Origin of the sequence: Bradyrhizobium sp. HKCCYLS3077, from assembly GCF_051167555.1 — a bacterium.
In the GTDB taxonomy this organism is placed as follows: Bacteria; Pseudomonadota; Alphaproteobacteria; order Rhizobiales; family Xanthobacteraceae; genus Bradyrhizobium.
This window is the reverse complement of record NZ_JBNPTH010000006.1, coordinates 178,883-200,593: the sequence shown is the minus strand read 5'-3', so window position 1 is coordinate 200,593 and position 21,711 is coordinate 178,883. Positions and strand designations below refer to the sequence as shown.

Below are 21,711 nucleotides of genomic sequence, written 5' to 3'. Positions count from 1 at the left end.
GCATAGGGCAGAAATAAGGCCGCTCGGCGAAGCAGAGATGACCGGATTATGGCCCGCAGCCCAAGCTAATCCTTGAAAAAACGTGAAAATTTGTCGAGCCAGGGTCTAGCAGGGTTCACTCCCGCACCGCAACCGGGGGCGCCACACAAGACGGCGAGGCCGCAAGGAGAATGGGATCACGCCACGATTCTGTCATGCTTGAAAAGGGCATGGCGGCGGTGCACCCGGCGCCACGCTTAAGCATCCAGTCCCCAACAGCCCCCACCGGATCCGGCCTTGCCCCTCGAGGGCGAGGCGGGCTGCCTGGCCCTACCGACGGAGTTCAGCCGGCCGGAACGGCGGCCTCGCGCAGCCGGAGCGAATAGTTCGACGCGTTCTGATGGCCGCGGGAGGCGGCGCGGGCGAACATGATCAAATGATGCGCGATCATCGCGACCGCGATGAAGTTCTCGATCTCGCCGCGCTTGAGCTGGCTCCAGGCAAAGCGCCAGAACGGCCGCTTGTAGTCGCCGAGCACGCCGACCTTCCAGAAGATCTTCCCCATCATGACCAGGCCGCGCCTGATGTTCGGCCAGGTCTTCATCTCGTCGGCGACCGGCATCTTGATGCGGTTGGAGTAGGTGTTGTCGCACTGATGCTTGAAGCGCGCGAACAGCCGCTCCGGCTCGTAGGCGACTTCCATGCAGCGGCGCCAGCCTGTCACCACGTCGTCATAGGGCATGAGGAACTTGACGTTGGAATCGCGGCTGTCGTCATGCACCAGCCTGCCCTCGCGCTCGAGCCGGTCCCACAGCGGGGTCTTCGGCAGCGCCTGCAGCAGATTGATCGTCAGCAGCGGGATCCGGCTCTCCTCGACGAACTGCAGCAGCGCGTCCGCGGTCTGCGGCGTGTCGGTATCGAGCCCCATGATGATGCCGGAGACGACCTCCATGCCGTAGCTGTTGATGGTCCTGATCCCCTCCAGGATCGGCACCATCATGTTGTGGTCCTTCTGCATCGCCGTGAGCGCGTCAGGATCGGGTGTCTCGATGCCGCAGAAGATCGTGATGAAGTAGGCCTCCCGCATCTTCTCCAGGATCTCGGGCCGCTTCGCGATGTTCAGCGTGGCCTCGCAGGCGAGCCGCATCACATAGCCGGTACGCTTCTGCCATTCGATCAGATGCGGCAGCAGATCCATCGCCGCCTTGCGGTTGCCGATGAAATTGTCGTCGACGAAGTAGACCGAGCCGGTGACGCCGCATTCCCGGAGCTTGTCGAGCTCGGCAATGATCTGCTGCGGGCTCTTGATGCGCGGGTTGCGCCCGTACAGGCCGGGGATGTCGCAGAACTCGCACTGATACGGGCAGCCGCTGGAATACTGTATACTACCGAGGAAGTATTTCGTCACCTCCGCCAGCTCATAGGCCGGCACCGGGAACTCCGTCATCGCGACGCGCTCGTTGGTCCGCAGCACCACCTGCTGCGCGGGCCGCGACGGATCCCGCGCCAAGCGCTCGATCAGTTCGTCGGTGGCATCGCCGAGCTCGCCGACATGGAGATAGTCGAAGCTCGGATAATAGTCCGGGCAGGCGCTGACCGAGGGGCCGCCGAGCGCCACAGCCAGGTCGAACTCATGCGCGCGGCGGCAGATGTCGTTCATCTGCTGGCGCTGGATGTGCATGCCGCTGACGAACACGGCTTCCGCCCAGGTGAAATCCTCCTCGCGCGCAGGCCGGATGTTCTCGTCGATGAAGCGGACTTCCCAGGATTTCGGCAGATAGGCCGCGATCAGCAGCAGTCCCTGGGGCGGCATGAAGGCCTGCACGCCGTCGGTGAGCGGATAGGCATGCTCGAAGGTTCCGAACGACGAAGTATAGCGCGGAAACACACAAAGAATACGGCGTATCGTTTCGGTGCGTTCGAATCTCATCGACCATCCTCGCAACGACCAGATATCCGGTTACCTTACGGTGGGACTTAACGCTTCGCTACCCCCTTCCGGAAAAGTTGAGCCCGCGGCTCGCCGCCGAGTCACCTGGGTTGTTCGAATGCCTGCATGACTCAGCGGAACCTGGCTGCGCGAATTCCACCGGGCGTCTCAGCTTCACCTCTGGCGTCGGGCACCGCGGCGCGCCGGACAGCGATCATCGCAGCCGGTCGCCAGTGTATCGCAACAGACCGACGGGCGCCTGCTCGTGCCGGGACGTCGGCAACGGCTGCGGCGATGAACCGGGCACCCGTCGTCCGTAGTTAAGCGGATACCGGTGGTGGCAAAGTGCGGCGACTCGCGTCCTAACAAATTGAAATTCAAAGAAAAGTACGCGCGGGTTGCATGGTAGTTGCGATGGCACTTAACGGTTTCTCCATGAAGCTTTTGCATAACTATTAACAAATAAGCACCGTGTCCGTGTCACCCAACTGCGGTATTCCAGCTCATGACTTCACGTCAGACGTCGGCGACGACGGCCTCGCGCCACTCCATCGCGGTCAAGCTCTACGCGATCTTCGGACTCTTTGCGCTGCTCACGGCCGCGATCACCTGGTTGTCAGACTACAACTCACGGCGTGCCGCCGAGCTCACCAAGGCGATCGAGACCGCCAATCTCGCCGCGCTCAACGTGCAGCTGGTCAACGGCCTGGTCTACGCGGTCGTGATGGAATCGCGCGGCGTGTACATGTCGACCGATCCGGCGGTCGTGAAGCGCTACGGCGACGGACTGCTCAAGTTCAACGCCGAGATCCTCAAGGTCGTCGACAAATGGCAGTCGATCGTGCAGGTCGACGATGCGCAGCAATTCGCGACCTTCAAGAAGCGCATCGAGCAGTTCGTGGACTTCCGCAAGGAGCTGGTGCGGCGCGCCAATGAGATCAGCCCGGCCGCGGGACGCGAATGGGGCGACAACGATGCCAACCGCTCGGTCCGCTCGGCCCTGAACAAGGATCTCGACGAACTGTCGAAAGTCTATCTCGAGCGCGGCCGCAAGATCGGCGAGGCCACCGAGACCAACCGGATGCTGTCGCTGGTGCTGACCGGCCTCGGCGGCGTGATGCTGCTGCTCGTCGTCGCCGGCGTGGTGATCATCGCCCGCTCGGTCGCCCGCCCGCTCTCGCAGATCACCGAGACCATCCGTCAGGTCGCGACCGGCGCCGAGAACGTCGAGGTGCCGCATGCCGGCCGTGCCGACGAGATCGGCGAACTCGCCCGCGCCATCGGCGTGTTCCAGCAGGCGATGGCGCATAACCGCGACCTCAATGTCCAGGTGTCGCAGGATTCCGAAATCCGCGAGGCCCGCGCCCGCCATATCGAGTCGGCCGTCGAGCAGTTCCGCACCGCGATCGGCGGCGTGATGCGCACGGTGACCGAGAACGCCGCGGCGATGCGCAGCACCGCCGAGACGATCACGCGCCTCACCGCGGACGCCAATGAACGGGCCGGCACCGCCGCCAGCGCCACCACCCAGGCCTCGACCAACGTCTCCGCGGTCGCCAGCGCCGCCGAGGAGCTGTCGACCTCGGTCGAGGAGATCGGCCGCCAGATCCAGCAATCCGCCGGCGCCGTCGCCCAGACCGGCCACCGCACCGAAAAATCGATCACCGAGATCGAGGGCCTCGCCGCCGCCACCCAGCGCATCGACGGCGTGCTGACCCTGATCCAGACGATTGCCGAACAGACCAACCTGCTCGCCTTGAACGCCACCATCGAGGCCGCCCGCGCCGGCGAGGCCGGCCGCGGCTTTGCGGTCGTCGCCCACGAGGTCAAGGCCCTGGCCGGACAGACCGCGAAGGCCACCGAAGAGATCAGCCAGAACATCGGGCTGATCCAGGCCTCGACCAAGACCGCGGTCGATGCCGTCCGCGAGATCGGCGATGCCGTCCGCGGCATCAACGAAATCACCACCAACATCTCCAACGCCATCCAGCAGCAGGACCAGGCGACGCGCGAGATCTCGGTGAATGCGCAGTCCACCGCGCAGGGCAATCAGACCCTGGTCTCCAACATCGGCTCGCTGCGCGACGCCATCGGCGAGACCTCGACGGCGGCCGCTTCGGTGCTCTCGGCCTCCGGCGATCTCAATGCTACCGCGCAGACGCTCGCCCATGAGGTCGAACGGTTCTTCCAGAACCTGCGCTCCGGCCCGTCATCCGACACAAGGCAGCGCAAGGCGAGCTGACCGGCACGCACGAGGCCGCGTTCCGCCTCAGGCGTGCACTGCGTCCCGCTCCGGGAACGCGATGATCGGCGCGGCCGAGAGCAACGCCTTGGTATAGGCATGCTGCGGCCGGTCGAACACGTCGTCGCGGCTGCCCTGCTCCACGATCCGCCCGCCCTGCATCACCACCACGCGGTCCGCGACCTGCTCGACGGCCGCCAGATCGTGGCTGATGAACAGGCAACCGAAGCCATATTGCGCCTGCAGACGCGCGAACAGGCTGAGCACCTGCGCCTGGATGGTCATGTCCAGCGCCGACACCGGCTCGTCGGCCACGACGAAGGCCGGCCGGCGGATGATCGCCCGGGCGATCGCCACCCGCTGCCGCTGCCCGCCCGACAATTCATGCGGCCAGCGCTGCGCGAGGCCTGACAGCCCGACCTCTTCCAGCGTCGCCGTGACGCGGCCCGCTCGCTCCGCCGCCGTGAGCCCGGTGTGGCGCAACGGCTCGGCGACGATGTCGCCGACGCGCATCCGCGGATCGAGCGAGGAATACGGGTCCTGGAAGACCAGCTGCGCGGCGAGGCGGAAGTCCTGGTCGATCGCCGACGTCACGTCGCGGCCCAGGAAACGCACCTCACCCGCCGCAAGCGGCAGCAGCCGCAGCATCGCGCGGCCGAGCGTGGTCTTGCCCGAGCCGCTGCCGCCGACCACCGCGACGGTCTCGCCGGCACGAATGGAGAGATCGACGCCGTCGACGGCCATCAGGCCCGCGTCGCGGCGAAACAGCCGCTGGCGGCCGGGAAATGCCACCTTCAAGCCGCGGACGGCCATCACGACCTCGGCCGCTTCAGGGACGCTGCGCGCGGCGGTCCGGCGCGGCAGAGCCTCGACCAGTTCGCGGGTATAGGCCTCGCGCGGCTCGGTCAGAATCCGCTGCGCCGTGCCGGTCTCCACGAGCCGCCCGCGGCACAGCACCACGGCGCGCTGCGCGTAGCGCGCGACCAGGCCGAGATTGTGGGTGATCAGCATGACCGCGGTGCCGTGATCGCGCGCCAGCGCGACCATCAGGTCCAGCACCTCGCGCTGCGTCAGCGTGTCCAGCGCCGTCGTCGGCTCGTCCGCGATCAGCAGCTTCGGCCGCAGCAGCATGACCGAGGCCAGCATGATGCGCTGGCGCATGCCGCCGGAGAATTCGTGCGGATAGGCGTCGAAGGTCCTGAGCGGATCGCGGATCTGCACGCGCGCCAGCATGTCCAGGCAGCGGCGGCGCGCCTCGTCGCGCCCCAGGCGCTCGTGCAGCAGCAGCCCTTCCATCATCTGCGCGCCAATCGTGAGCGCCGGATTGAGCGACACCATCGGCTCCTGGAACACCATGCCCATGACCGGCCCCCGCAGCGCGCGCAGCCGGCGCGGCGGCAGCGCGGTCAGATCCTCGCCGTCGAGCATGATGCGTCCACGGCTGCGCACCAGCCCGGCCGGCAGCAGGCCGAGCACGGCGCGCGCGGCCGCCGTCTTGCCGCTGCCGGACTCACCGACCACGGCGACGAACTCGCCGCGGCCGATCTCGAACGAGATGTCATGGACGATCTGCGCGCCGGTGGCGGTCGTGATGCCAAGACCCTCGATTCGAAGCAGCGGCGCCGTCATCGCTGCGCCATCCGCGGGTCGAGGCGATCGCGCAACGAGTCGCCGAGCAGGTTGATGCCGAGCAAGGTGAGCGCAATGCACAGGCCGGGGGCGATGCTCAGCCACGCCGCGCTCTCCATATAGGGCCGGCTGCCGGCCAGCATGTTGCCCCAGGTCGGCGCCGGCGGCGGCACGCCCAAGCCGAGGAAGCTCAACGCGCTCTCCGCCAGCAGCACCCAGCCGAACATGCTGGTGGCGAGCACGGCCACCGGCGCGACCGCATTGGGAAGCACGTGGCGCAGCAGCGAATAGAGCTCGGAATTGCCGAGCACGCGCGAGGCCTCGATGTACTCCTTCTCGCGGATCGACAGCACGGTGCCGCGGACCACGCGCGCGACCGAGGGCATGTAGGCGAGCGCCAGTGCGAGCACGAGGCCGAAAGTGTTGGCCCCGATCACGATCATCACCGCAAGGGCCAGCAGGATGCCGGGGAACGCCAGCAGCGCGTCGTTCACAGCCATGATCAGGCGATCGGTCCAGCCGCGCCAATAGCCGCTGATGCTGCCGATCAGGACGCCCGCGGCGACCGCGAGCACGACGGTCGCAAGCGCAACGATCACGCTGGTCGACGCACCGGCCATGATCCGGCTCAGCACATCGCGACCGAATTCGTCGGTGCCGAACCAGTGCTGCGGCGATGGCGGCTGCAGGCGCGCCCGCAGATTGACACGTAGCGGATCGAACGGCGTCCAGAGCTCCGCGCCCAGTGCCGCGCCGACGAGCAGCGCGATCAGGACGCCTCCGATCGCCGTATTCGCCCGGACCCTCATGCCACCGCCACCCGGGGATCGAACAGCGGATAGCAGAGATCGACGATCAGATTGACGACGACATAGATCAGCGCCGTGAACAGCAGGCAGCCCTGCACCACCGGATAGTCCCGCGCGAAGATCGAGTCGACCAGCAGGCGCCCGAGACCGGGCAAGGTGAACACCGTCTCGATCACGGCGATGCCGCCGAGCAGATGGCCGAGCACCAGTCCGATCAGGGTCCAGGTCGGCGCAAAGGCGTTGGGCAGCACGTGACGCGCCAGCACGCGCCATTCCGGCACGCCCTTGGCGCGCGCATGGGTGACATAGTCGAGCCGCAGCACCTCGATCGAGGCCGCGCGCGCCATCCGCGTCAACACGCCGACCTCGATCATCGCCAGCGTGACCACCGGCAGCACCATGAACAGCGCGGCGCCGACGAAGCTCTCCGAGAACGGCACATAGCCGACGACGGGAAGCCATTTCAGCTTGAGGCCGAACAGCAGAAGCAGCAGCAGGCCGAGCCAGAAACTCGGGATCGACAGCAGCAGCGTGGCGCTGCCGACGATGACGAGATCGATCGCGGAGTTCTGCCGCCAGGCAGCGATCAGGCCGGCCGGCACGGCGATACAGGCCGCGATCGCGACCGCGACCAGCACGATCGCGGCGCTGACCTGGAAACGCTCCAGGATCAGCGGCAGAACCGGCAGGCCGTTGGTGATGGAATGACCGAGATCGCCGACCGCGAGCCGCTCGAGCCAGTACAGGAATTGCACCGGGATCGCGCGATCCAGACCGAGCTGCTGCCTGAGCGCCGCGGTCTGCGCCGCGTCGGCAGCATCACCCAGCATGACCTGGACGGGATCGCCGGGAATGAGGCGCACCAGCAGGAACACCGCGACCGCCACGATGAGCAGCGTCGGGATCGTCGTCACCAGGCGGCGCAGCAGATAACCGAGCATCGTCCTCGAACTCCGGCGGTCAGGGCTGCAGGCTCACGCCCCAGAACCGCGCCTGCGGATAGAGCCAGCCGGCATAGCCTTTCACCGACTTGCGCAGCGCAGTGAGCTCCGAGCCGTTGAACAGCACGATCATCGGGACATCGGCGATGAAGCGCCGGTGCATCTCGTCGAACAGGGCCTGTCGCTTGGCCGGATCGGATGTCAGCATCGATTGGCGCAGCATCTCCTGGGCCTCGGCATTGTCCCAGACCTTGCGCGGCTGTGACGCCTTCGGCCCCATCACCATCTCGAAGCTCAGCGACGGATCGAGCCGGGCCGAATAGATGAACGCCATCGCCTGGTAGTCGCCCCGATTGTAGCGATCGAGCTGCGCCGCCCAGTCCAGCACCTCCAGTTCGATGTTGATGCCGACCGCGCGCGCCATCTCCTGCGCCAGCACGGCGGCATCGAACACGAAACTGTAGCGCTTGTTGGTGATCAGCTTGATCGGCTGGCCGCGATAGCCGGCGGCTGCGAGCAGCTTCTTGGCCTCAGCCAGGTCCTGCTTGTAGCCCTGCGCCTGCACGCCGCCGTGGAACGGGCTGCCGATCGGCAGCGCCGAATTGTTCGCCCGCGCGGTGCCTTCCATCACGACATCGACGATCTGCGGCATGTCGAGCGCAAGCGCCAGGGCACGACGAATCCGAACGTCCTTGAGCAGCGGATCGCGGGTCTGGAACAGGATCCCGGTCATGCTGAGCGAGGGCGTGATGCTGAGCTGCACCTCGGGCCGCGTCTTCAGGTCGCCCATATCCGGGATCGACAGGCTCATGATGACGTCGAGGTCGCCGCTGAGCAGGCCGGCCTTGGCGGCCGCGCTGTCCGGGATGACGTTGAAGCGGACGCGGTCGACGGCCGCCGCCTTGGCGCCGGTCAAGCCGGTGCGCGGCTCGTTTCGCGCGGCGTAACCGTCGAACTTGATCACATCGACATATTGCCCGCGCTTCCACTCGCCGAGCTTGAACGGCCCCGTCCCGATCGGCGCGATCCACTTGCCGTCGGCGCCGACGGAGTCGCGATGAAGGATGGCCGTCTGTCCGCAATCCGGACGGGCCAAGGTCGGCAGGAACAAAGCCGTCGGCTGGTCGAGCGTCACCGTGACGGTCTGCGCATCGATGGCGTCGATCTTCTCGATCCGGGCAATCCCGTTCGGACCGAACTCCGACAGGCAGCGCCATTGCGTGGCAGGATCGAGCCAGCGCTTCAGCGACCAGACCACGTCGTCGGCCGACATCGTCGCGCCGTTGTGGAATTTGACACCCGGACGCAGCTTGAATGTGTAGCTCTTGCCGTCGTCCGATATCGTCCAGCTCTCGGCGAGCATGGGGCCAACCGACGTATCGTCGCGAAAGGCGACGAGACCTTCGACGACATGCGCCATCACGCCATCGGTGTTGGCATCGCGGTTGGTGCCGGGATCGGTCGATCGGATGTCGGCATTGAGCCTCGTGCGCAGCAGCGTCTCCGCGCCGGCACCGGGCGAGCCCGCCAGCAGCGCGATCAACCCGCCGGTGAGCAGCAAGGGGAAGCGCCGGACGGACCGCATCATGACGCCAGGGCGGCTGGTGCGCGGCCCGCGCCAACGGCCATCTCGAGCCGATAGCTGGTGAACTGCTTGTTCAGCGCCGGGAGCGGCGCGACCTCCATGAGACCGTCAGCCGGCTCCATCACGATCATCGCGACGGTGGCGCTGAGATTGTTGCCGAGATTGCGCCGCGGCGGACGGCACACCGACCAGGGATCGGCGAAATTGTCGAACAGCGCCGCTTTCACCGCGTCCTTGGTGATGGCGCCGATCTGCGGCTGCAAGAGGTCGCGGACGCGAATGTCGCGATAGAGGCTGCAGGGCGTGTTGGCGATGCCTGTGTCCTTGAGCTTCGACAGCGCCACCGGGCTGACGAAGTGATTGGCATGCACCAAAAGCCCCCGCTCCGGGTGGACCTGGAAGCTCTCGTCCGGAGCGCATTCGAAGTCGATCGCCACACCCTCGCAATGGCTGACGATCATGTTGTTGGCGGCAGATTTCTTGGTGCAATAGACGGTGCGCATGGCGAGCGCGACATGCTCGCTCTCCAGCACCTTGCGGCGGATCAGCGCCAAGGGCACGCCGACCTCGCGATAGTCGCGGTCGGATTCGAGGTAGTTCGCGGTGATGGCCACGCCGATCGCGTTGAACCCGGAGCGTCCCAGCGCGCCCGCCTCGGTGAATGTCAGCAGGTCAGGCCCGTTGTCACGGCGCACCCGCAGCACCACCGCGGTCTCGACGCATTCGCGCTTCCAGTCCCAGTTCTGCGCGTGAATGAGACGGCGATGCGCGGTCGCCACAGGCAGCGCGACGACACCGGTGCAGCCATCGGGCTCATCGGGCGTCTTCAATCGCGCCCGCACCTCGGGCCGCGCCAGCTTGAGAATCTCGGTCCGCGCGTTGAGCAGCACCACGTCCTCGAACGGCACGTCCGCGCCCGCCGCGATGCCGCGCATTTCCTCGACATAATCAGGCTCGAACTGCTCGATCACCGGCAGATAGTCGCGTACCAGCGCGGCAACGCCTGCCGCGTCCAGCGAGAGATCCCTGAGCTGCGCCAGATAGTGCGTCGTACCCTTTCGGATGCGGGCCACGGCCTGCTGGCCATATTGAACACCCCGCTGGTACGGCGCGCCGGAGATTTCGATCAGGGGAAACGGTTCGATCATCACTGTCGCAAGCTTCCTTTACGCAACTTCCCTTTGCCTTCCTCAAAACCGTAATGTATTTTGTGATGACATGAAACAAAAATCTTCACGCCCCTTCCGGATCGCGCCCAGCCGGCTGCAGCAGCAATTGTCGACGGATATTCTCGACCTGATCCGCAGCGACGGCCTACCGGCGGGAACACGCCTCGCCGAGGTGGCGCTGGCCGAGCGGCTGCAGGTGTCGCGCACGCCGGTGCGCGCGGCGCTGAAACTGCTCGCATCCAAGCGCCTGATCCGCCGCGGCGCGCTGCGCGGCTATTTCGTCGCCGACGAGCCGCCTGCGCCCGCCAAGACGCCGGCCAAGCCGGAGCCTGAACAGACCGAACGATTGTTCCTCGCCATCGCCCGGGATCGCCGCACCGGACGGTTGCCGCTCGACGTCTCCGAGCGCGACCTGATGCAGCGCTACAAGACGACGCGACCGCTGGTGCAACGGGTGCTCACCCGCCTGGCGGAGGTCGCGGCGGTCCAGCGCAAGCCGGGTCACGGCTGGCGCTTCGAGCCCAGCCTCGCCGATGCCGAGGCGCGCGCCGAGAGCTATCGGTTCAGGCTGGTGGTCGAACCGGCCGGGCTGCTCGAGCCGAGCTTCCGGCTCGATCCGGCCTGGGCCGCCGAGATGCGGCGGCAGCACCAGGCGATGCTCGATGCGCCCTGGAACGAGACCGCGAGCATCGCCCTATTCGAGATGAACGCCGAGTTTCACGAAGGTCTGGCGGCTGCGTCAGGCAACCGCTTTCTGCTGGTGTCGGTGCAGCAGCAGAACCGGCTGCGCCGCTTCGCCAACTACGACTGGGCCTTCGGGCATGAGCGCGTGGTCGTGAACTGCCGCGAGCATCTGGCGATCCTCGACCAGATCGAGGGCGGCGACCGGCAACGCGCCGCCGAGCTGCTGCGCCGGCACCTGGAGAGCGCTGCCGCGCTCAGGCGGCCGCCCGGCCAGGACCGCAAATCCATCTGATCATCAAACCACGATCCGCTCGTTTCCGGAGTATTGTCATGACCACCGCCCCCGCGCCGATCGATGCCGCCCTCGGCGATGCGCAGCTCGAGTCGTTCTGGATGCCGTTCACGCCGAACCGGCAGTTCAAGACCAATCCACGCCTGTTCGTCGCCGCCGAAGGCATGCACTACATCAAGCCCGACGGCGCCCGCGTGCTCGACGCGATGGCCGGGCTGTGGTGCGTCAACGCCGGGCACGGCCAGCGCCGCATCGTCGAAGCGATCCAGGCGCAGGCGGCCAGGCTCGACTTCGTCTCGTCATTCCAGATGAGCCATCCGGCCGCGTTCGAACTCGCCGCGCGCATTGCCGCGATCGCGCCGGAGGGGCTCGATCATGTGTTCTTCACCAACTCCGGATCGGAATCCGTCGACACGGCGTTGAAGATCGCGCGCGCCTATCATCGGGCCCGAGGCCAGGGCGAGCGCATCCGCTTCATCAGCCGCGCCCGGGCCTATCATGGCATGGGCTGGGGCGGGCTGTCGGTCAGCGGCCTCTCGCGACATCGCCGCGACTTCGGCCCGCTGCTGCCCGAGATCGATCATTTGCCGCACACCCACGATCCCGAGCGCGCGGCGTTCTCGCGGGGCCAGCCGCAATGGGGCGTCCACTTCGCCGATGAGTTAGAGAAGCTCCTGGCCCTGCACGACCCCGCGACCGTGGCCGCCGTCATCGTCGAGCCCGTCACCGGCTCGGGCGGCGTGCTGCCGCCGCCGGTCGGCTATCTCGAGCGGCTGCGCGAGATCTGCGATCACCATGGCATCCTGCTGATCTTCGACGAGGTCATCACCGGCTTCGGCCGGGTCGGGGGTGCATTCGCCGCGAACGCTTTCGGCGTGACGCCGGACATCATCACCTGCGCCAAGGGCATGACCAATGGCGCGGTGCCGATGGGCGGCGTCATCGTCCACAGCAACATCCATGGCGCAATGATGAGCGGCGCTCCGGGGATCGAGCTGTTTCACGGCTACACCTATTCGGCCCACCCGCTCGCCTGCGCCGCGGCGCTCGCCGCGCTCGACGTCTATGCGGAGCAGGACCTGTTCGGGCGCGCCCAGCGGATCGCGCCGCTGTGGGAAAAGGCCGTCCACGCGCTGAGACAGGCGCCGCATGTGATCGATATCAGGAATATCGGCCTGCTCGCGGCCATCGACCTCAAGCCCCGCGACGGCGCACCGGGCGCCCGTGGCAGCGAATGCGCCAACCGCTGCTTCGCGGACGGCGTGCTGATCCGCGGCTCCAGCGACACGCTGGTGCTCTCCCCGCCCCTGATCATCTCGGAGGAGCAGATCGAGGCGGTCTTCCGGACCATCCGGCAGGCGCTCGACGCGCTGGAGTGAGGGACATCGCGAGGCGTGTGAATTTCGCGGGCCGGTGATCCAGTGCGGCAGGGGTTCCGTTTCCCTGCTTTCGGAGAGCCCCCGTGCGCAACACAGCCAAGAAACTCCCGTTCGTCTGCGATCCCGTGACCGTCACCCAGGACGACGTCGAGGACGCCATCCGCACCATCCTCACCTGGATCGGTGAGGATCCGTCGCGCGAGGGCCTGTCCGAGACGCCCGCCCGTGTCGCCCGCGCCTATAAGAGCTACTTCGCCGGTTACGACCAGAACCCGGAAGACTATCTCCGCAAGACCTTCGAGGAGACCGCCGGCTACGACGAGATGGTGCTGCTGCGGAACATCCCGTTCCAGAGCCATTGCGAGCACCACATGGCGCCGATCATCGGCCGCGCCTGGGTCGGCTATGTGCCTCGCAGCCGCGTGGTGGGCATTTCCAAGCTCGCGCGCGTGGTCGAGGCCTATGCGGCGCGGCTGCAGATCCAGGAGCGAATGACCGCCGAGATCGCCAACATCATCGACGAGGTGCTGCAGCCGCAGGGCGTTGCGGTGGTGATCAAGGCCGCCCATCACTGCATCAGCTCGCGCGGGGTCAAGAAGCACGGCGTGGACCTCACCACCAGCCGCATGCTCGGCTGCTTCCGCACCGATCCGATGAGCCGGCAGGAGTTCCTGGCGATGGTCAATTCGGACCTCAAGGACTGACCTTCGGCCCCTTCGATCCAAGATTCTTCGCCCTGCTGTGATCCAGCCGCTCTCCCCCAGCGTTCAACCCCATGGACCATGCGTGTCGGGGAACATGACCACGCGACTGAGAGCGGCTAGATTAACGCCATGGAACGTGGCATCGTCCCGGCATCGAATGGTGCGGGGATCGGGTGCTCGTGCCGTGGCAATGACGGGCAGAGGGCCGAAGGCAACTGTGGACTGGGCGGAGTTGATCGGACGTGTTGCCGCGCGCGGCGACCGTGAGGCATTCAAGGCCCTGTTCGAGCATTTTGCGCCGCGCATCAAAGGCTTCCTCATCAAGACCGGCTGCAATGCCGACGAAGCTGAGGAAATCGCGCAATCCACGATGGTGGCAGTCTGGACCAAGGCGGCTCAGTTCGACCCGTCGACGGCCGGCGCCGCCGCCTGGATTTTTACCATCGCGCGCAACCAACGCATCGACGCGGCCCGCAAGGCGATCCGCGACGGTCGGCTCAGCAAGGAGATCGTCCTCGACGAGGAAGCCGATCCGACCCTCGCCGCCGATCAGATCATGTCGCGTGTCGAAGACGCCACACGCGTCGCAGCGGCGATCGAAAGATTGTCGGTGGAGCAATCCACCGTGATCCGCTTGTCGTTCATCGAGGAACGACCCCATTCGGAGATCGCGGCAGTTCTCGGACTGCCGCTCGGAACGGTAAAATCACGCATCAGACTGGCGATGAATCGCCTGAGAGACCTGTTGGACGACGCGACATGACGATCAGCCATCACCCGCCGGAAGACCTGCTGGCGGACTTCGCCACGGGTGCGCTCGACGAGGCCGAACGGCTTGTCGTCGGTGTTCACGTCGCCGAATGCGGCCGGTGCCGGCGCTTCGTGCGCGCCGTCGAGCAGCTCGCTGGCGCCGCGCTCGATCAGGCCGAGCCGGTCGCCATGGCGGCTGACGCCTTCGACGCGGTGATGGCGAGGATCGATCGCCGCCCCCAGTCCCGTCCGCAGGTCAGCGAGATCGCCGAGATCGATCCGGAGCTCGCCGACCTGCCGGAGATGGTCAAACGCTGCAAGATCGGTAAGCGCCGCCGCGTTGCGCCGGGAATCAGCATGCGCCCGATCCAGTTGTCCGGTTCGGCCAAGTCGCGCGCCTTCCTGCTGCGCTCCGAGCCCGGCGCGCGGATGCTCGAACATACCCATTCCGGCAACGAGCTCACCTGCGTGCTGAAGGGCAGCTTCAGCCATCTCGGCGGCTATTACGGACCCGGTGATTTCGACTACGGCGATGACGAGGTCGATCATCGCCCGGTGGTCGGCGACGAGGGTCCCTGCATCTGCCTCGTGGCGATGACCGGCGACCTGCGCATGCATGGCCTGCTCGGCCGCCTGATCAGCCCCTTCGTCAGGCTCTGATCCTCTCGGCCGGCCTCTCATCTGAACTGACAGTGCGAGCGCAACGGCGCGTCCGGACGATCTCGATCGTCTGGACGAATCGCCACTTGCCTCGCGACGGCGACGACCGCAAGCTTGCAGTGATCCGCGCCTGATCCTGCGCCGTTTCCGAACAGGAAGCGCATGGAGGAGAATGATGCGGTCAACGAGCGCGAAGCCGAACAGTTACGTCGCGCATCTCAGCCACCTGCTGGCCCGCGCCGGCCGTCACGACCAGCAGGCCTTCGCCGAGCTCCACGCTGCCACGATCGTGAAGATGCGCAAGACCGTGCGTGCCCTGCTGCCCTCCTCGGCCGACCTCGACGACATCCTGCAGGACGGCTACCTGAAGATCTGGCGCCACGCCGCGAGCTTCGATCCGTCGCGCGCGTCGCCCATCACCTGGATGTGCACCATCATGCGCAACACGGCGATCGATGCGTTGCGCACCACCGGCTTGCCGACCTCGGAGCTCGACGAGGCGCTGACGATCCCTGATCCGGCCGACGGGGCCGCCGCCGACGAGTTCGACTATGCGCAGGCGGAACCGATCGCTCGCGAAGCGCTTGAGCGGCTGCCGGAGGACCGCCGGCAACTGCTCGCGCTGGCCTATCTCGAGGGCGAAAGCCGCACGCGGCTGTCGGAGCGGTTCGGCGTACCCGTCGGCACCATCAAGACATGGCTGCATCGCAGCCTGGCGGCCGTGCGCAAGGACTGCCTCGGACACGCCCACGCCGTGGCTGCATGATCTGGATCCGATGACCAAGACACAGGCCGTCAGACATCTCGTCGTCGTGCTGGGGGACCAGCTCGATGCGGATTCGGCCGCGTTCGACGGCTTCGATCCTGAGCAGGACGTGGTGCTGCAGATGGAGGTCGCCGACGAGGCGATCTACGTGCCGCAACACAAGATGCGGATCGCCTACTTCTTCGCGGCGATGCGCCACTTCCATTCCGATCTCGCCGGCCGCGGCCGCCGCGGCCACTATGTCCGGCTCGACGACCCCGCCAACACCGGCGCGCTCGACAGCGAGATCGCCCGCCACCAGGCGGCGCTGCGGCCGGCGGCCACGATCGTGCTCGAGCCCGGCGATTTTCGCGTGCGAGAGAAGTTGCGCAAGCTGCCGCAGGTCGACATCCGCCGCGACCGCCACTTCCTGTGCACGGCCGACGAGTTCGACGCCTTCACCGAGCGCCATCCGCGGCCGATCATGGAGACGTTCTACCGCGCGATGCGGCGCAAGACCGGGATCCTGATCGACGACAGCGGCCGGCCGGTCGGCGGCAGCTGGAATTTCGACGCCGAGAACCGCAAGGGCTTTGGCAAGTCGCGGCCTCCGATCCCGGTGCCCCGCTCCTACACGCCGGACGAGATCACGCAGGACGTCATCAAGCTGGTTGCAAAACGCTTCTCCAACAGCCCCGGCAAGCTCGAGCGCTTCGACCTGCCGGTGTCGCGCGTCGACGCGCTGACCGAGCTGTCGGATTTCGTCGCCTGGCGGCTGTCGCTGTTCGGCACCTATCAGGATGCGATGCTCACCGACGAGCCGTTCCTGTATCACTCGCGGCTGTCGGGCGCGCTGAACCTGCACATGCTCAATCCGCGCGAGGTGGTCGACGCCGCGCTCGCCAACCGCAACGCGCCGCTGAACGCGCTCGAAGGCTTCGTGCGCCAGATCATCGGCTGGCGCGAATTCGTGCGCGGCATCTATTGGCAGCGCATGCCTGACTATGCCGATGAGAACGCGCTCGACGCCAACCTGCCGATGCCGCGCTTCTACTGGACCGGGGAGACCGAGATGCGCTGCCTGTCGCAGGCGATCGGCCACACCATCGACCACGCCTATGCGCATCACATCGAGCGGCTGATGGTGCTCGGCCTGTTCGCGATGCTGCTCGGGGTAAAGCCCTACGACGTGCATCTCTGGCACATGTCGATGTTCCACGACGCGATCGACTGGGTGTCGCTGCCCAACACGCTCGGCATGAGCCAGCATGGCGATGGCGGCGTGGTCGGCACCAAGCCCTATGCGGCGTCGGGCCACTACATCGACCGCATGAGCGACCATTGCCGCCACTGCCGCTACGACCCGAAGCAGGCGACCGGCGACAAGGCCTGCCCGTTCACGACGCTGTATTGGAGCTTCCTCGCCAAGCACCGCCGGCGCTTCGCCAATAACGGCCGGATGCGCAACCAGTACGTCAATCTCGAGCGCCGCAGCGCCGCCGAGATCCGCGCCATCCGCAGCCAGGCCGACGCGATCACCGCCGAGATGGTCTGATCCCTCCCCACCTGAACGACGCTCACGGCTTGCTGGCAGCCGGCCGATCGGTCATATCTTGGGCAGTTCCTTCCCGCCCGCCGATCTTAAGCCCGGAATGCCCCGCCCATGACCGCCGCCATCGTCGCCGTGTTCGCGCTCGCCTATGCCGTGGTGGCGCTGGAGCACCCGTTCCGGATCAACAAGGCCGCGACCGCATTGGTCGGCGCCGGGCTGATGTGGACGATCTATGCGGTGATGGGACCGACGCCGGCCGCGGTGGCCGGCGAGCTCAACGAATCCGTGGCCTCGACGGCCCAGATCATCTTCTTCCTGATCGGCGCCATGACCATCGTCGAGGTCATCGATGCTCATAACGGCTTCGAGGTCGTGACCTCGCTGATCGGCACCCGCAACCAGGTCACGCTGGTCTGGCTGGTCGGCTTCGTCACCTTCTTCCTCAGCGCCATGCTCGACAATCTCACGACCGCGATCGTGATGGTGTCGCTGATGAAGAAGCTGTCCGGCCGCGACGAGGACCGGCTGGTCTTTGCCGCCATCATCGTGATCGCCGCCAATGCCGGCGGCGCGTGGTCGGCGATCGGCGACGTCACCACGACGATGCTGTGGATCGGCGGCCAGATCACGCCGCTCGCGATCATGAAATCGGTGTTCATCGCCTCGTTCCTGAATCTTCTGGTGCCGCTCGCCGCCGTCAGCTTCAGCCTGCGCGGCAAGCAGCTGGTGCCGCCGGCGAGCGCCGGCCTTGCCTCGATCAGCCCGATCCTGCCGTTCGAGCGCAACCTCATGTTCTTCATGGGCCTCGGCATCCTGGTCGCCGTCCCCTTGTTCAAGGCCGTGACCCACCTGCCGCCGTTCATGGGCATCCTGTTCGGCCTCGGCCTGCTCTGGACGGTCGGCGAGATCATTCACCGCCAGAAGGCGTCCGAGCAGAAGCAGCGCCTGACGCTGGTGCATGCGCTGACCCGCATCGACATGCCGTCGATCGTGTTCTTCATCGGCATCCTGCTGGCGGTCGCAGCGCTCGAGCATACCCACATCCTGCAGGCGCTGGCGCAATGGCTCGACCGCACCGTCGGCCGGCTCGACCTGATCGTGATCGTGCTCGGGCTCGCCAGCGCCGTCATCGACAACGTGCCGCTGGTGGCGGCCTCCATGGGCATGTACAGCCTGAGCCAATATCCGCCGGACAGCTTCCTGTGGGAGTTCGTCGCCTATTGCGCCGGCACCGGCGGCTCGATCCTGATCATCGGCTCGGCCGCGGGCGTCGCCGCGATGGGGCTCGAGAACATCCATTTCTTCTGGTACGTGCGCCGCATCAGCCTGCTCGCGCTGCTCGGCTATTTTGCCGGCGCTGTCGCCTACATCGTGCAACACAATCTGATGCATTGAGCGGATCAGCGCCCATGCGACGGTCGCGGCACCTTCTTGCAGTTGTCACGGCCCTGCTGATGGGCGCAGCTCCCGGCCACGCCGACGACGCGACGATCCGGAGCGGCTATGCGCTTGGCGCCGCAAGCTGCGGCGATGCTCCCCTCGCCTTCCCGCGTCTGCAGATCGACATGAAGGCCGGTTTCTGCGCCGGCCTCGTCGCCAGCCGCGACGATGGCCTGCGATTTCCCCGCAGCATCGTGCAGATCCCGGGCAAGCCGTTGTTCGTAATCGCCGACATGGGCGGCTGGGGCCATGAGGACGGCCGCCTGCTGATCCTCGATCCCACAGCGCCCGCCGGCCAGCGTCTCCGCGAGGCAATCACGCGGCTGTCCTATCCGTTCGGCCTCGTTGTTGGTCCCGAGGGCAGGATCTACGCATCGACCGACACATCGATCTTCCGCTTCGACCCGCTCGCCCCCGATCCGAAGGCCAGCATCGAAACGATCATCCGCAATCTTCCCGGCCGCAAGCTCACCCTGCCTGACGGCGTCAGGATCACCGAGAGCGCGCATCCGCTGAAGGCCTTCGCCTTCGACCGCACCGGCCGCCTGTTCGTCAATGTCGGCTCGCACAGCGACAACTGCCTGTCGTCGGCGCCGGGCCGTTGCGCGGCCGCCGAAGGCGCTTCGCCGCTCGCTGCGATCTGGCTGTTCACGCCGCCCACGGGCGGCGTCTTTCCAGCCCTGACATCAGGCGCCTCCGATCCCCCTCACGAGGTGTTCGCGCGCGGCCTGCGCAACTCGATGGCGCTCGCGCTGCATCCACGCTTTCCCGATCCCGGCACCGCCTTCCTGCAGGGCGAGAACGCGCGCGATCTGCAGGACGTCTTCGCGCCCAATGAGGAAATCAATGCCATCGAGCAAGGCCGCCACTATGGCTGGCCCTATTGCTACGATCTCGCCACGCCCAGCCCGGAGTTCAAGCAGGCGCTGCAGTCGGGCGCCCTCAAGGATTTCTGCAAGACGACCGCGCTCTACAAGCAGCCCTGGTCGCTGCTGCCGCCGCATGGCGCGCCGCTCGGCATGCTCTACTACACCGGCGATCGCTTCGACGACCTCAAGGGCAAGCTGCTGGTCGGCCTGCACGGCTATCGTCCCACCGGCAGCCGCCTGCTCGCCTATGAGGTCGACGAGCGCGGCTTCCCGAAGGTGAGCCAAGCACCGGTGCGCTATCACGTCAGTTGCGCCGCCGAGCCGACCCGCGCGTTTCAGACCGCGGCGGGTCCCGCGCCCGCGGCGTCGTTCGACGAGATCATCTCCGGCTGGCATCGCGTCAACGGCATTCGCCCGCAGGGCGCGCCGGTCGGCATGACCGTCGCCGATGACGGCGCGATCTGGCTGGTCGAGGACAAGAACCAGAGCGTGATCCGCATCGACCGCACCGGTGAGGCAGCGCCGGAGCCGCTGCCCTGCGACACCAGGAGCAGTCAACTGATCGACCGGCTCACCGCCTTCGTCATGGATGATCCCGCCAGCCGACAGCGCCTGACGACCGTGCGCAAGACTCTGATCGAGACACATTGCAGCGCCTGCCATGCGGAGTTCGGCCTGAAGCCCGGCCAATCCGAGCGCGACAAGGACAGCGCCGTGCTGCGCTTCATGCTGGCCCAGGACGGCTGGATCACTCCGGGCGATCCTGACGCCGGCCGCCTCCGCCAGCGCTTGCGCGGCCTCGGCGCCGAACGGCAGATGCCGCCGGGCGCCAACCTCATCAAGACGGAACCAGGCTATGCCAAGCTGCTTGATGTGACCGACGACCTCGTCGCGCGCATGGTTCCAGGGACCCGGATGCGCGTGAAGGCCGGCGGCCCGCCGCATCGCAAGTTCTTCGCCCGGGACGGCCGCGAATGCGGCGACATCCCGTTCGGCAAGGTCGTCGTGGTGACGGAAAAGTCTGCCGTCAATAAGCCCGGCTTCAGCCGTTTCTTCCGGCCCGCCGATCCCTATCTCAACGGCACCTGCACGGACGACAATGGCTATTACATCCAACAGCAATTCCTGGTGCCGCTCTGACCAAGCTCTGAACGAGTTGAATCCAGTCGTGCCCGCGCGCCCGCTGCGCTCCCCTCCCCCTTGCGGGGAGGGGTCGGGGGTGGGGGTGGCCGCGGGCTCCGCCGCCCGTAATGAGCACGGCTCTCGTAGGGTGGGCAAAGCGATCGCCGCAGGCGATGCGTGCCCACCGGCCGCGGGCACCGTCGCAAGTTATGGTGGGCACGGCGCGCACAAGATCGCCCCTGGACGCCAGCAGGATCGCCTCGCGCCTTTGCCCACCCTACCCATCTCGCGTGTAGCTACTGCTTTGCTCTTGCTGACAACCGTCCCCGCCCTCGCCTCACCCAAACTATTCGAAAGCACCCAGCTCACACCGTCAGGCGAATACACCTTCGGCATCGAAGGCCCCGCAGTCGATCCCCAGGGCAATCTCTACGTCGTCAATCTCGGCAAGCCGGGCACCATCGGCAAGCTCGCGCCGGAAGCCACCGCATCAGAGAAGTTCACCGAACTGCCCGACGGCAGCATCGGCAATGCGATCCGCATCGATGCCGCCGGCACGATGTTCATCGCCGACTACAAGCGCCACAACATCTTCGCCATCGCCCCCGGCACGACCGAGCCGCAGATCGTCTTCCACGCCGACGAGATGAGCCAGCCCAACGACATCACGCTGGCCCGCGACGGCACCATCTATGCGAGCGACCCGGCCTTCAAGGCGCGCAGCGGCCGGATCTGGCGGATCGCAAGGAGCCCAGACGGAACGATGCAAGGCGCTGCGCTGATCGCGCCGCGCGCGATGGGCACGACGAACGGCATCGACCTCAGCCCCGACGGCCGCACACTCTACGTCGGCGAGTCCAACAGCGGCGAGATCTGGTCCTATGCGATCGAAGGTGACGCGCTCACTCGTCCGAAGCTGATCGCGAAGTTCGAGCCGAACACGATCGACGGCCTGCGCACCGATACCAGCGGCCGGCTGTTCGTCGCGCACATCCTGAAGGGCAGCATCGCCGTCCTCGCGCCCGACGGCCGCACGATCCGCGAGGTCGCGCTAAAAGCCAAGGAGCCGACCAACCTCGCCTTCGGCGGCAGCGACGGCAAGACCGTGTATGTAACGCAGCGCCAGGGCGGCTTCATCGAGTCATTTCGGACCGATGTCGAAGGCCGCGAGCATTGTCTGCAGCGACGAGCGTGTTGAGATCTGCGTCCGGCAAGGACTGACAGAGGCTG

At 66.6% G+C, this 21,711-nt stretch carries 17 protein-coding genes; 11 read left to right on the top strand and 6 right to left on the bottom strand.

Annotated elements, in window-relative coordinates:
• Window positions 1–322: 322 nt before the first annotated feature.
• On the bottom strand, window positions 323–1,909 hold the full coding sequence (locus ACQR0Z_RS24340) for a B12-binding domain-containing radical SAM protein (RefSeq protein WP_434920320.1): 1,587 nt from the start codon (window positions 1,907–1,909) through the stop codon (window positions 323–325).
• A gap of 505 nt (window positions 1,910–2,414) precedes the next feature.
• Here ACQR0Z_RS24340 and ACQR0Z_RS24335 point away from each other — a divergent pair.
• Entirely contained in the window at window positions 2,415–4,151 is a 1,737-nt protein-coding gene (locus ACQR0Z_RS24335) for a methyl-accepting chemotaxis protein (RefSeq protein WP_434858374.1), read from the top strand.
• A gap of 27 nt (window positions 4,152–4,178) precedes the next feature.
• On the opposite strand, the gene ACQR0Z_RS24330 is transcribed toward ACQR0Z_RS24335, so the two are convergent.
• The 5 genes from ACQR0Z_RS24330 to ACQR0Z_RS24310 are packed head-to-tail and all read right to left on the bottom strand — an operon-like array spanning window position 4,179 to window position 10,263.
• Window positions 4,179–5,780, bottom strand: a complete 1,602-nt coding sequence (locus ACQR0Z_RS24330) for an ABC transporter ATP-binding protein (RefSeq protein ID WP_434920319.1) — start codon at window positions 5,778–5,780, stop codon at window positions 4,179–4,181.
• Window positions 5,777–6,589, bottom strand: coding sequence for an ABC transporter permease (locus ACQR0Z_RS24325; RefSeq protein ID WP_434920318.1), 813 nt, complete (start codon window positions 6,587–6,589; stop codon window positions 5,777–5,779). The genes ACQR0Z_RS24330 and ACQR0Z_RS24325 overlap by 4 nt, the downstream gene beginning before the upstream one ends.
• The gene (locus tag ACQR0Z_RS24320) at window positions 6,586–7,530 is read right to left on the bottom strand and encodes an ABC transporter permease (RefSeq protein WP_434875356.1); all 945 of its coding nucleotides are present in this window, start codon (window positions 7,528–7,530) and stop codon (window positions 6,586–6,588) included. The genes ACQR0Z_RS24325 and ACQR0Z_RS24320 overlap by 4 nt, the downstream gene beginning before the upstream one ends.
• A gap of 19 nt (window positions 7,531–7,549) precedes the next feature.
• On the bottom strand, window positions 7,550–9,118 hold the full coding sequence (locus tag ACQR0Z_RS24315) for an ABC transporter substrate-binding protein (protein ID WP_434920317.1): 1,569 nt from the start codon (window positions 9,116–9,118) through the stop codon (window positions 7,550–7,552).
• Window positions 9,115–10,263, bottom strand: a complete 1,149-nt coding sequence (locus ACQR0Z_RS24310) for a C45 family autoproteolytic acyltransferase/hydolase (protein ID WP_434920536.1) — start codon at window positions 10,261–10,263, stop codon at window positions 9,115–9,117. The genes ACQR0Z_RS24315 and ACQR0Z_RS24310 overlap by 4 nt, the downstream gene beginning before the upstream one ends.
• A gap of 70 nt (window positions 10,264–10,333) precedes the next feature.
• Between ACQR0Z_RS24310 and ACQR0Z_RS24305 the strand changes: the two genes are divergently transcribed.
• From ACQR0Z_RS24305 to ACQR0Z_RS24260, 10 genes are all read left to right on the top strand, one after another.
• The gene (locus ACQR0Z_RS24305) at window positions 10,334–11,260 is read left to right on the top strand and encodes an FCD domain-containing protein (RefSeq protein ID WP_434920316.1); all 927 of its coding nucleotides are present in this window, start codon (window positions 10,334–10,336) and stop codon (window positions 11,258–11,260) included.
• A gap of 38 nt (window positions 11,261–11,298) precedes the next feature.
• Complete coding sequence (locus ACQR0Z_RS24300) at window positions 11,299–12,639, top strand: aspartate aminotransferase family protein (RefSeq protein ID WP_434920315.1); 1,341 nt, start codon at window positions 11,299–11,301, stop codon at window positions 12,637–12,639.
• Window positions 12,640–12,722: 83 nt separating this feature from the next.
• Window positions 12,723–13,343 (top strand): GTP cyclohydrolase I FolE, encoded by a 621-nt coding sequence (folE, locus tag ACQR0Z_RS24295; protein WP_434858367.1) that lies wholly within the window; start codon window positions 12,723–12,725, stop codon window positions 13,341–13,343.
• A 217-nt stretch (window positions 13,344–13,560) separates the two neighbouring features.
• Window positions 13,561–14,106, top strand: a complete 546-nt coding sequence (locus tag ACQR0Z_RS24290; protein WP_434858366.1) for a sigma-70 family RNA polymerase sigma factor — start codon at window positions 13,561–13,563, stop codon at window positions 14,104–14,106.
• Window positions 14,103–14,753: a ChrR family anti-sigma-E factor gene (locus ACQR0Z_RS24285; RefSeq protein WP_434875351.1), complete on the top strand. Its 651-nt coding sequence runs from the start codon at window positions 14,103–14,105 to the stop codon at window positions 14,751–14,753. Before ACQR0Z_RS24290 ends, ACQR0Z_RS24285 begins: the two co-directional genes overlap by 4 nt.
• A gap of 175 nt (window positions 14,754–14,928) precedes the next feature.
• Window positions 14,929–15,519 carry an RNA polymerase sigma factor gene (locus ACQR0Z_RS24280; protein ID WP_434875350.1) on the top strand — a complete coding sequence of 197 codons (591 nt, stop codon included), beginning with the start codon at window positions 14,929–14,931 and terminating at the stop codon, window positions 15,517–15,519.
• A 10-nt stretch (window positions 15,520–15,529) separates the two neighbouring features.
• On the top strand, window positions 15,530–17,053 hold the full coding sequence (locus ACQR0Z_RS24275; protein ID WP_434920314.1) for a cryptochrome/photolyase family protein: 1,524 nt from the start codon (window positions 15,530–15,532) through the stop codon (window positions 17,051–17,053).
• Between the two features lie 108 nt (window positions 17,054–17,161).
• Window positions 17,162–18,445: a sodium:proton antiporter NhaD gene (nhaD, locus tag ACQR0Z_RS24270; protein WP_434920313.1), complete on the top strand. Its 1,284-nt coding sequence runs from the start codon at window positions 17,162–17,164 to the stop codon at window positions 18,443–18,445.
• Between the two features lie 14 nt (window positions 18,446–18,459).
• Window positions 18,460–20,499, top strand: a complete 2,040-nt coding sequence (locus tag ACQR0Z_RS24265; RefSeq protein ID WP_434920312.1) for a PQQ-dependent sugar dehydrogenase — start codon at window positions 18,460–18,462, stop codon at window positions 20,497–20,499.
• Window positions 20,500–20,785: 286 nt separating this feature from the next.
• Window positions 20,786–21,679 (top strand): SMP-30/gluconolactonase/LRE family protein, encoded by an 894-nt coding sequence (locus tag ACQR0Z_RS24260; RefSeq protein ID WP_434920535.1) that lies wholly within the window; start codon window positions 20,786–20,788, stop codon window positions 21,677–21,679.
• The last annotated feature ends 32 nt before the right edge of the window (window positions 21,680–21,711 follow it).

Excerpts from the sequence above, each read along its gene's own strand:
- ACQR0Z_RS24335 (WP_434858374.1), top strand. The coding sequence starts at position 2,415 with ATGACTTCACGTCAGACGTCGGCGACGACGGCCTCGCGCCACTCCATC.
- ACQR0Z_RS24315 (WP_434920317.1), bottom strand. The coding sequence starts at position 9,118 with ATGATGCGGTCCGTCCGGCGCTTCCCCTTGCTGCTCACCGGCGGGTTG.
- ACQR0Z_RS24310 (WP_434920536.1), bottom strand. The coding sequence starts at position 10,263 with ATGATCGAACCGTTTCCCCTGATCGAAATCTCCGGCGCGCCGTACCAG.
- ACQR0Z_RS24320 (WP_434875356.1), bottom strand. The coding sequence starts at position 7,530 with ATGCTCGGTTATCTGCTGCGCCGCCTGGTGACGACGATCCCGACGCTG.
- ACQR0Z_RS24325 (WP_434920318.1), bottom strand. The coding sequence starts at position 6,589 with ATGAGGGTCCGGGCGAATACGGCGATCGGAGGCGTCCTGATCGCGCTG.
- ACQR0Z_RS24305 (WP_434920316.1), top strand. The coding sequence starts at position 10,334 with ATGAAACAAAAATCTTCACGCCCCTTCCGGATCGCGCCCAGCCGGCTG.
- ACQR0Z_RS24285 (WP_434875351.1), top strand. The coding sequence starts at position 14,103 with ATGACGATCAGCCATCACCCGCCGGAAGACCTGCTGGCGGACTTCGCC.
- ACQR0Z_RS24330 (WP_434920319.1), bottom strand. The coding sequence starts at position 5,780 with ATGACGGCGCCGCTGCTTCGAATCGAGGGTCTTGGCATCACGACCGCC.
- ACQR0Z_RS24275 (WP_434920314.1), top strand. The coding sequence starts at position 15,530 with ATGACCAAGACACAGGCCGTCAGACATCTCGTCGTCGTGCTGGGGGAC.
- nhaD (WP_434920313.1), top strand. The coding sequence starts at position 17,162 with ATGACCGCCGCCATCGTCGCCGTGTTCGCGCTCGCCTATGCCGTGGTG.
- ACQR0Z_RS24340 (WP_434920320.1), bottom strand. The coding sequence starts at position 1,909 with ATGAGATTCGAACGCACCGAAACGATACGCCGTATTCTTTGTGTGTTT.
- ACQR0Z_RS24280 (WP_434875350.1), top strand. The coding sequence starts at position 14,929 with ATGCGGTCAACGAGCGCGAAGCCGAACAGTTACGTCGCGCATCTCAGC.
- ACQR0Z_RS24300 (WP_434920315.1), top strand. The coding sequence starts at position 11,299 with ATGACCACCGCCCCCGCGCCGATCGATGCCGCCCTCGGCGATGCGCAG.
- ACQR0Z_RS24265 (WP_434920312.1), top strand. The coding sequence starts at position 18,460 with ATGCGACGGTCGCGGCACCTTCTTGCAGTTGTCACGGCCCTGCTGATG.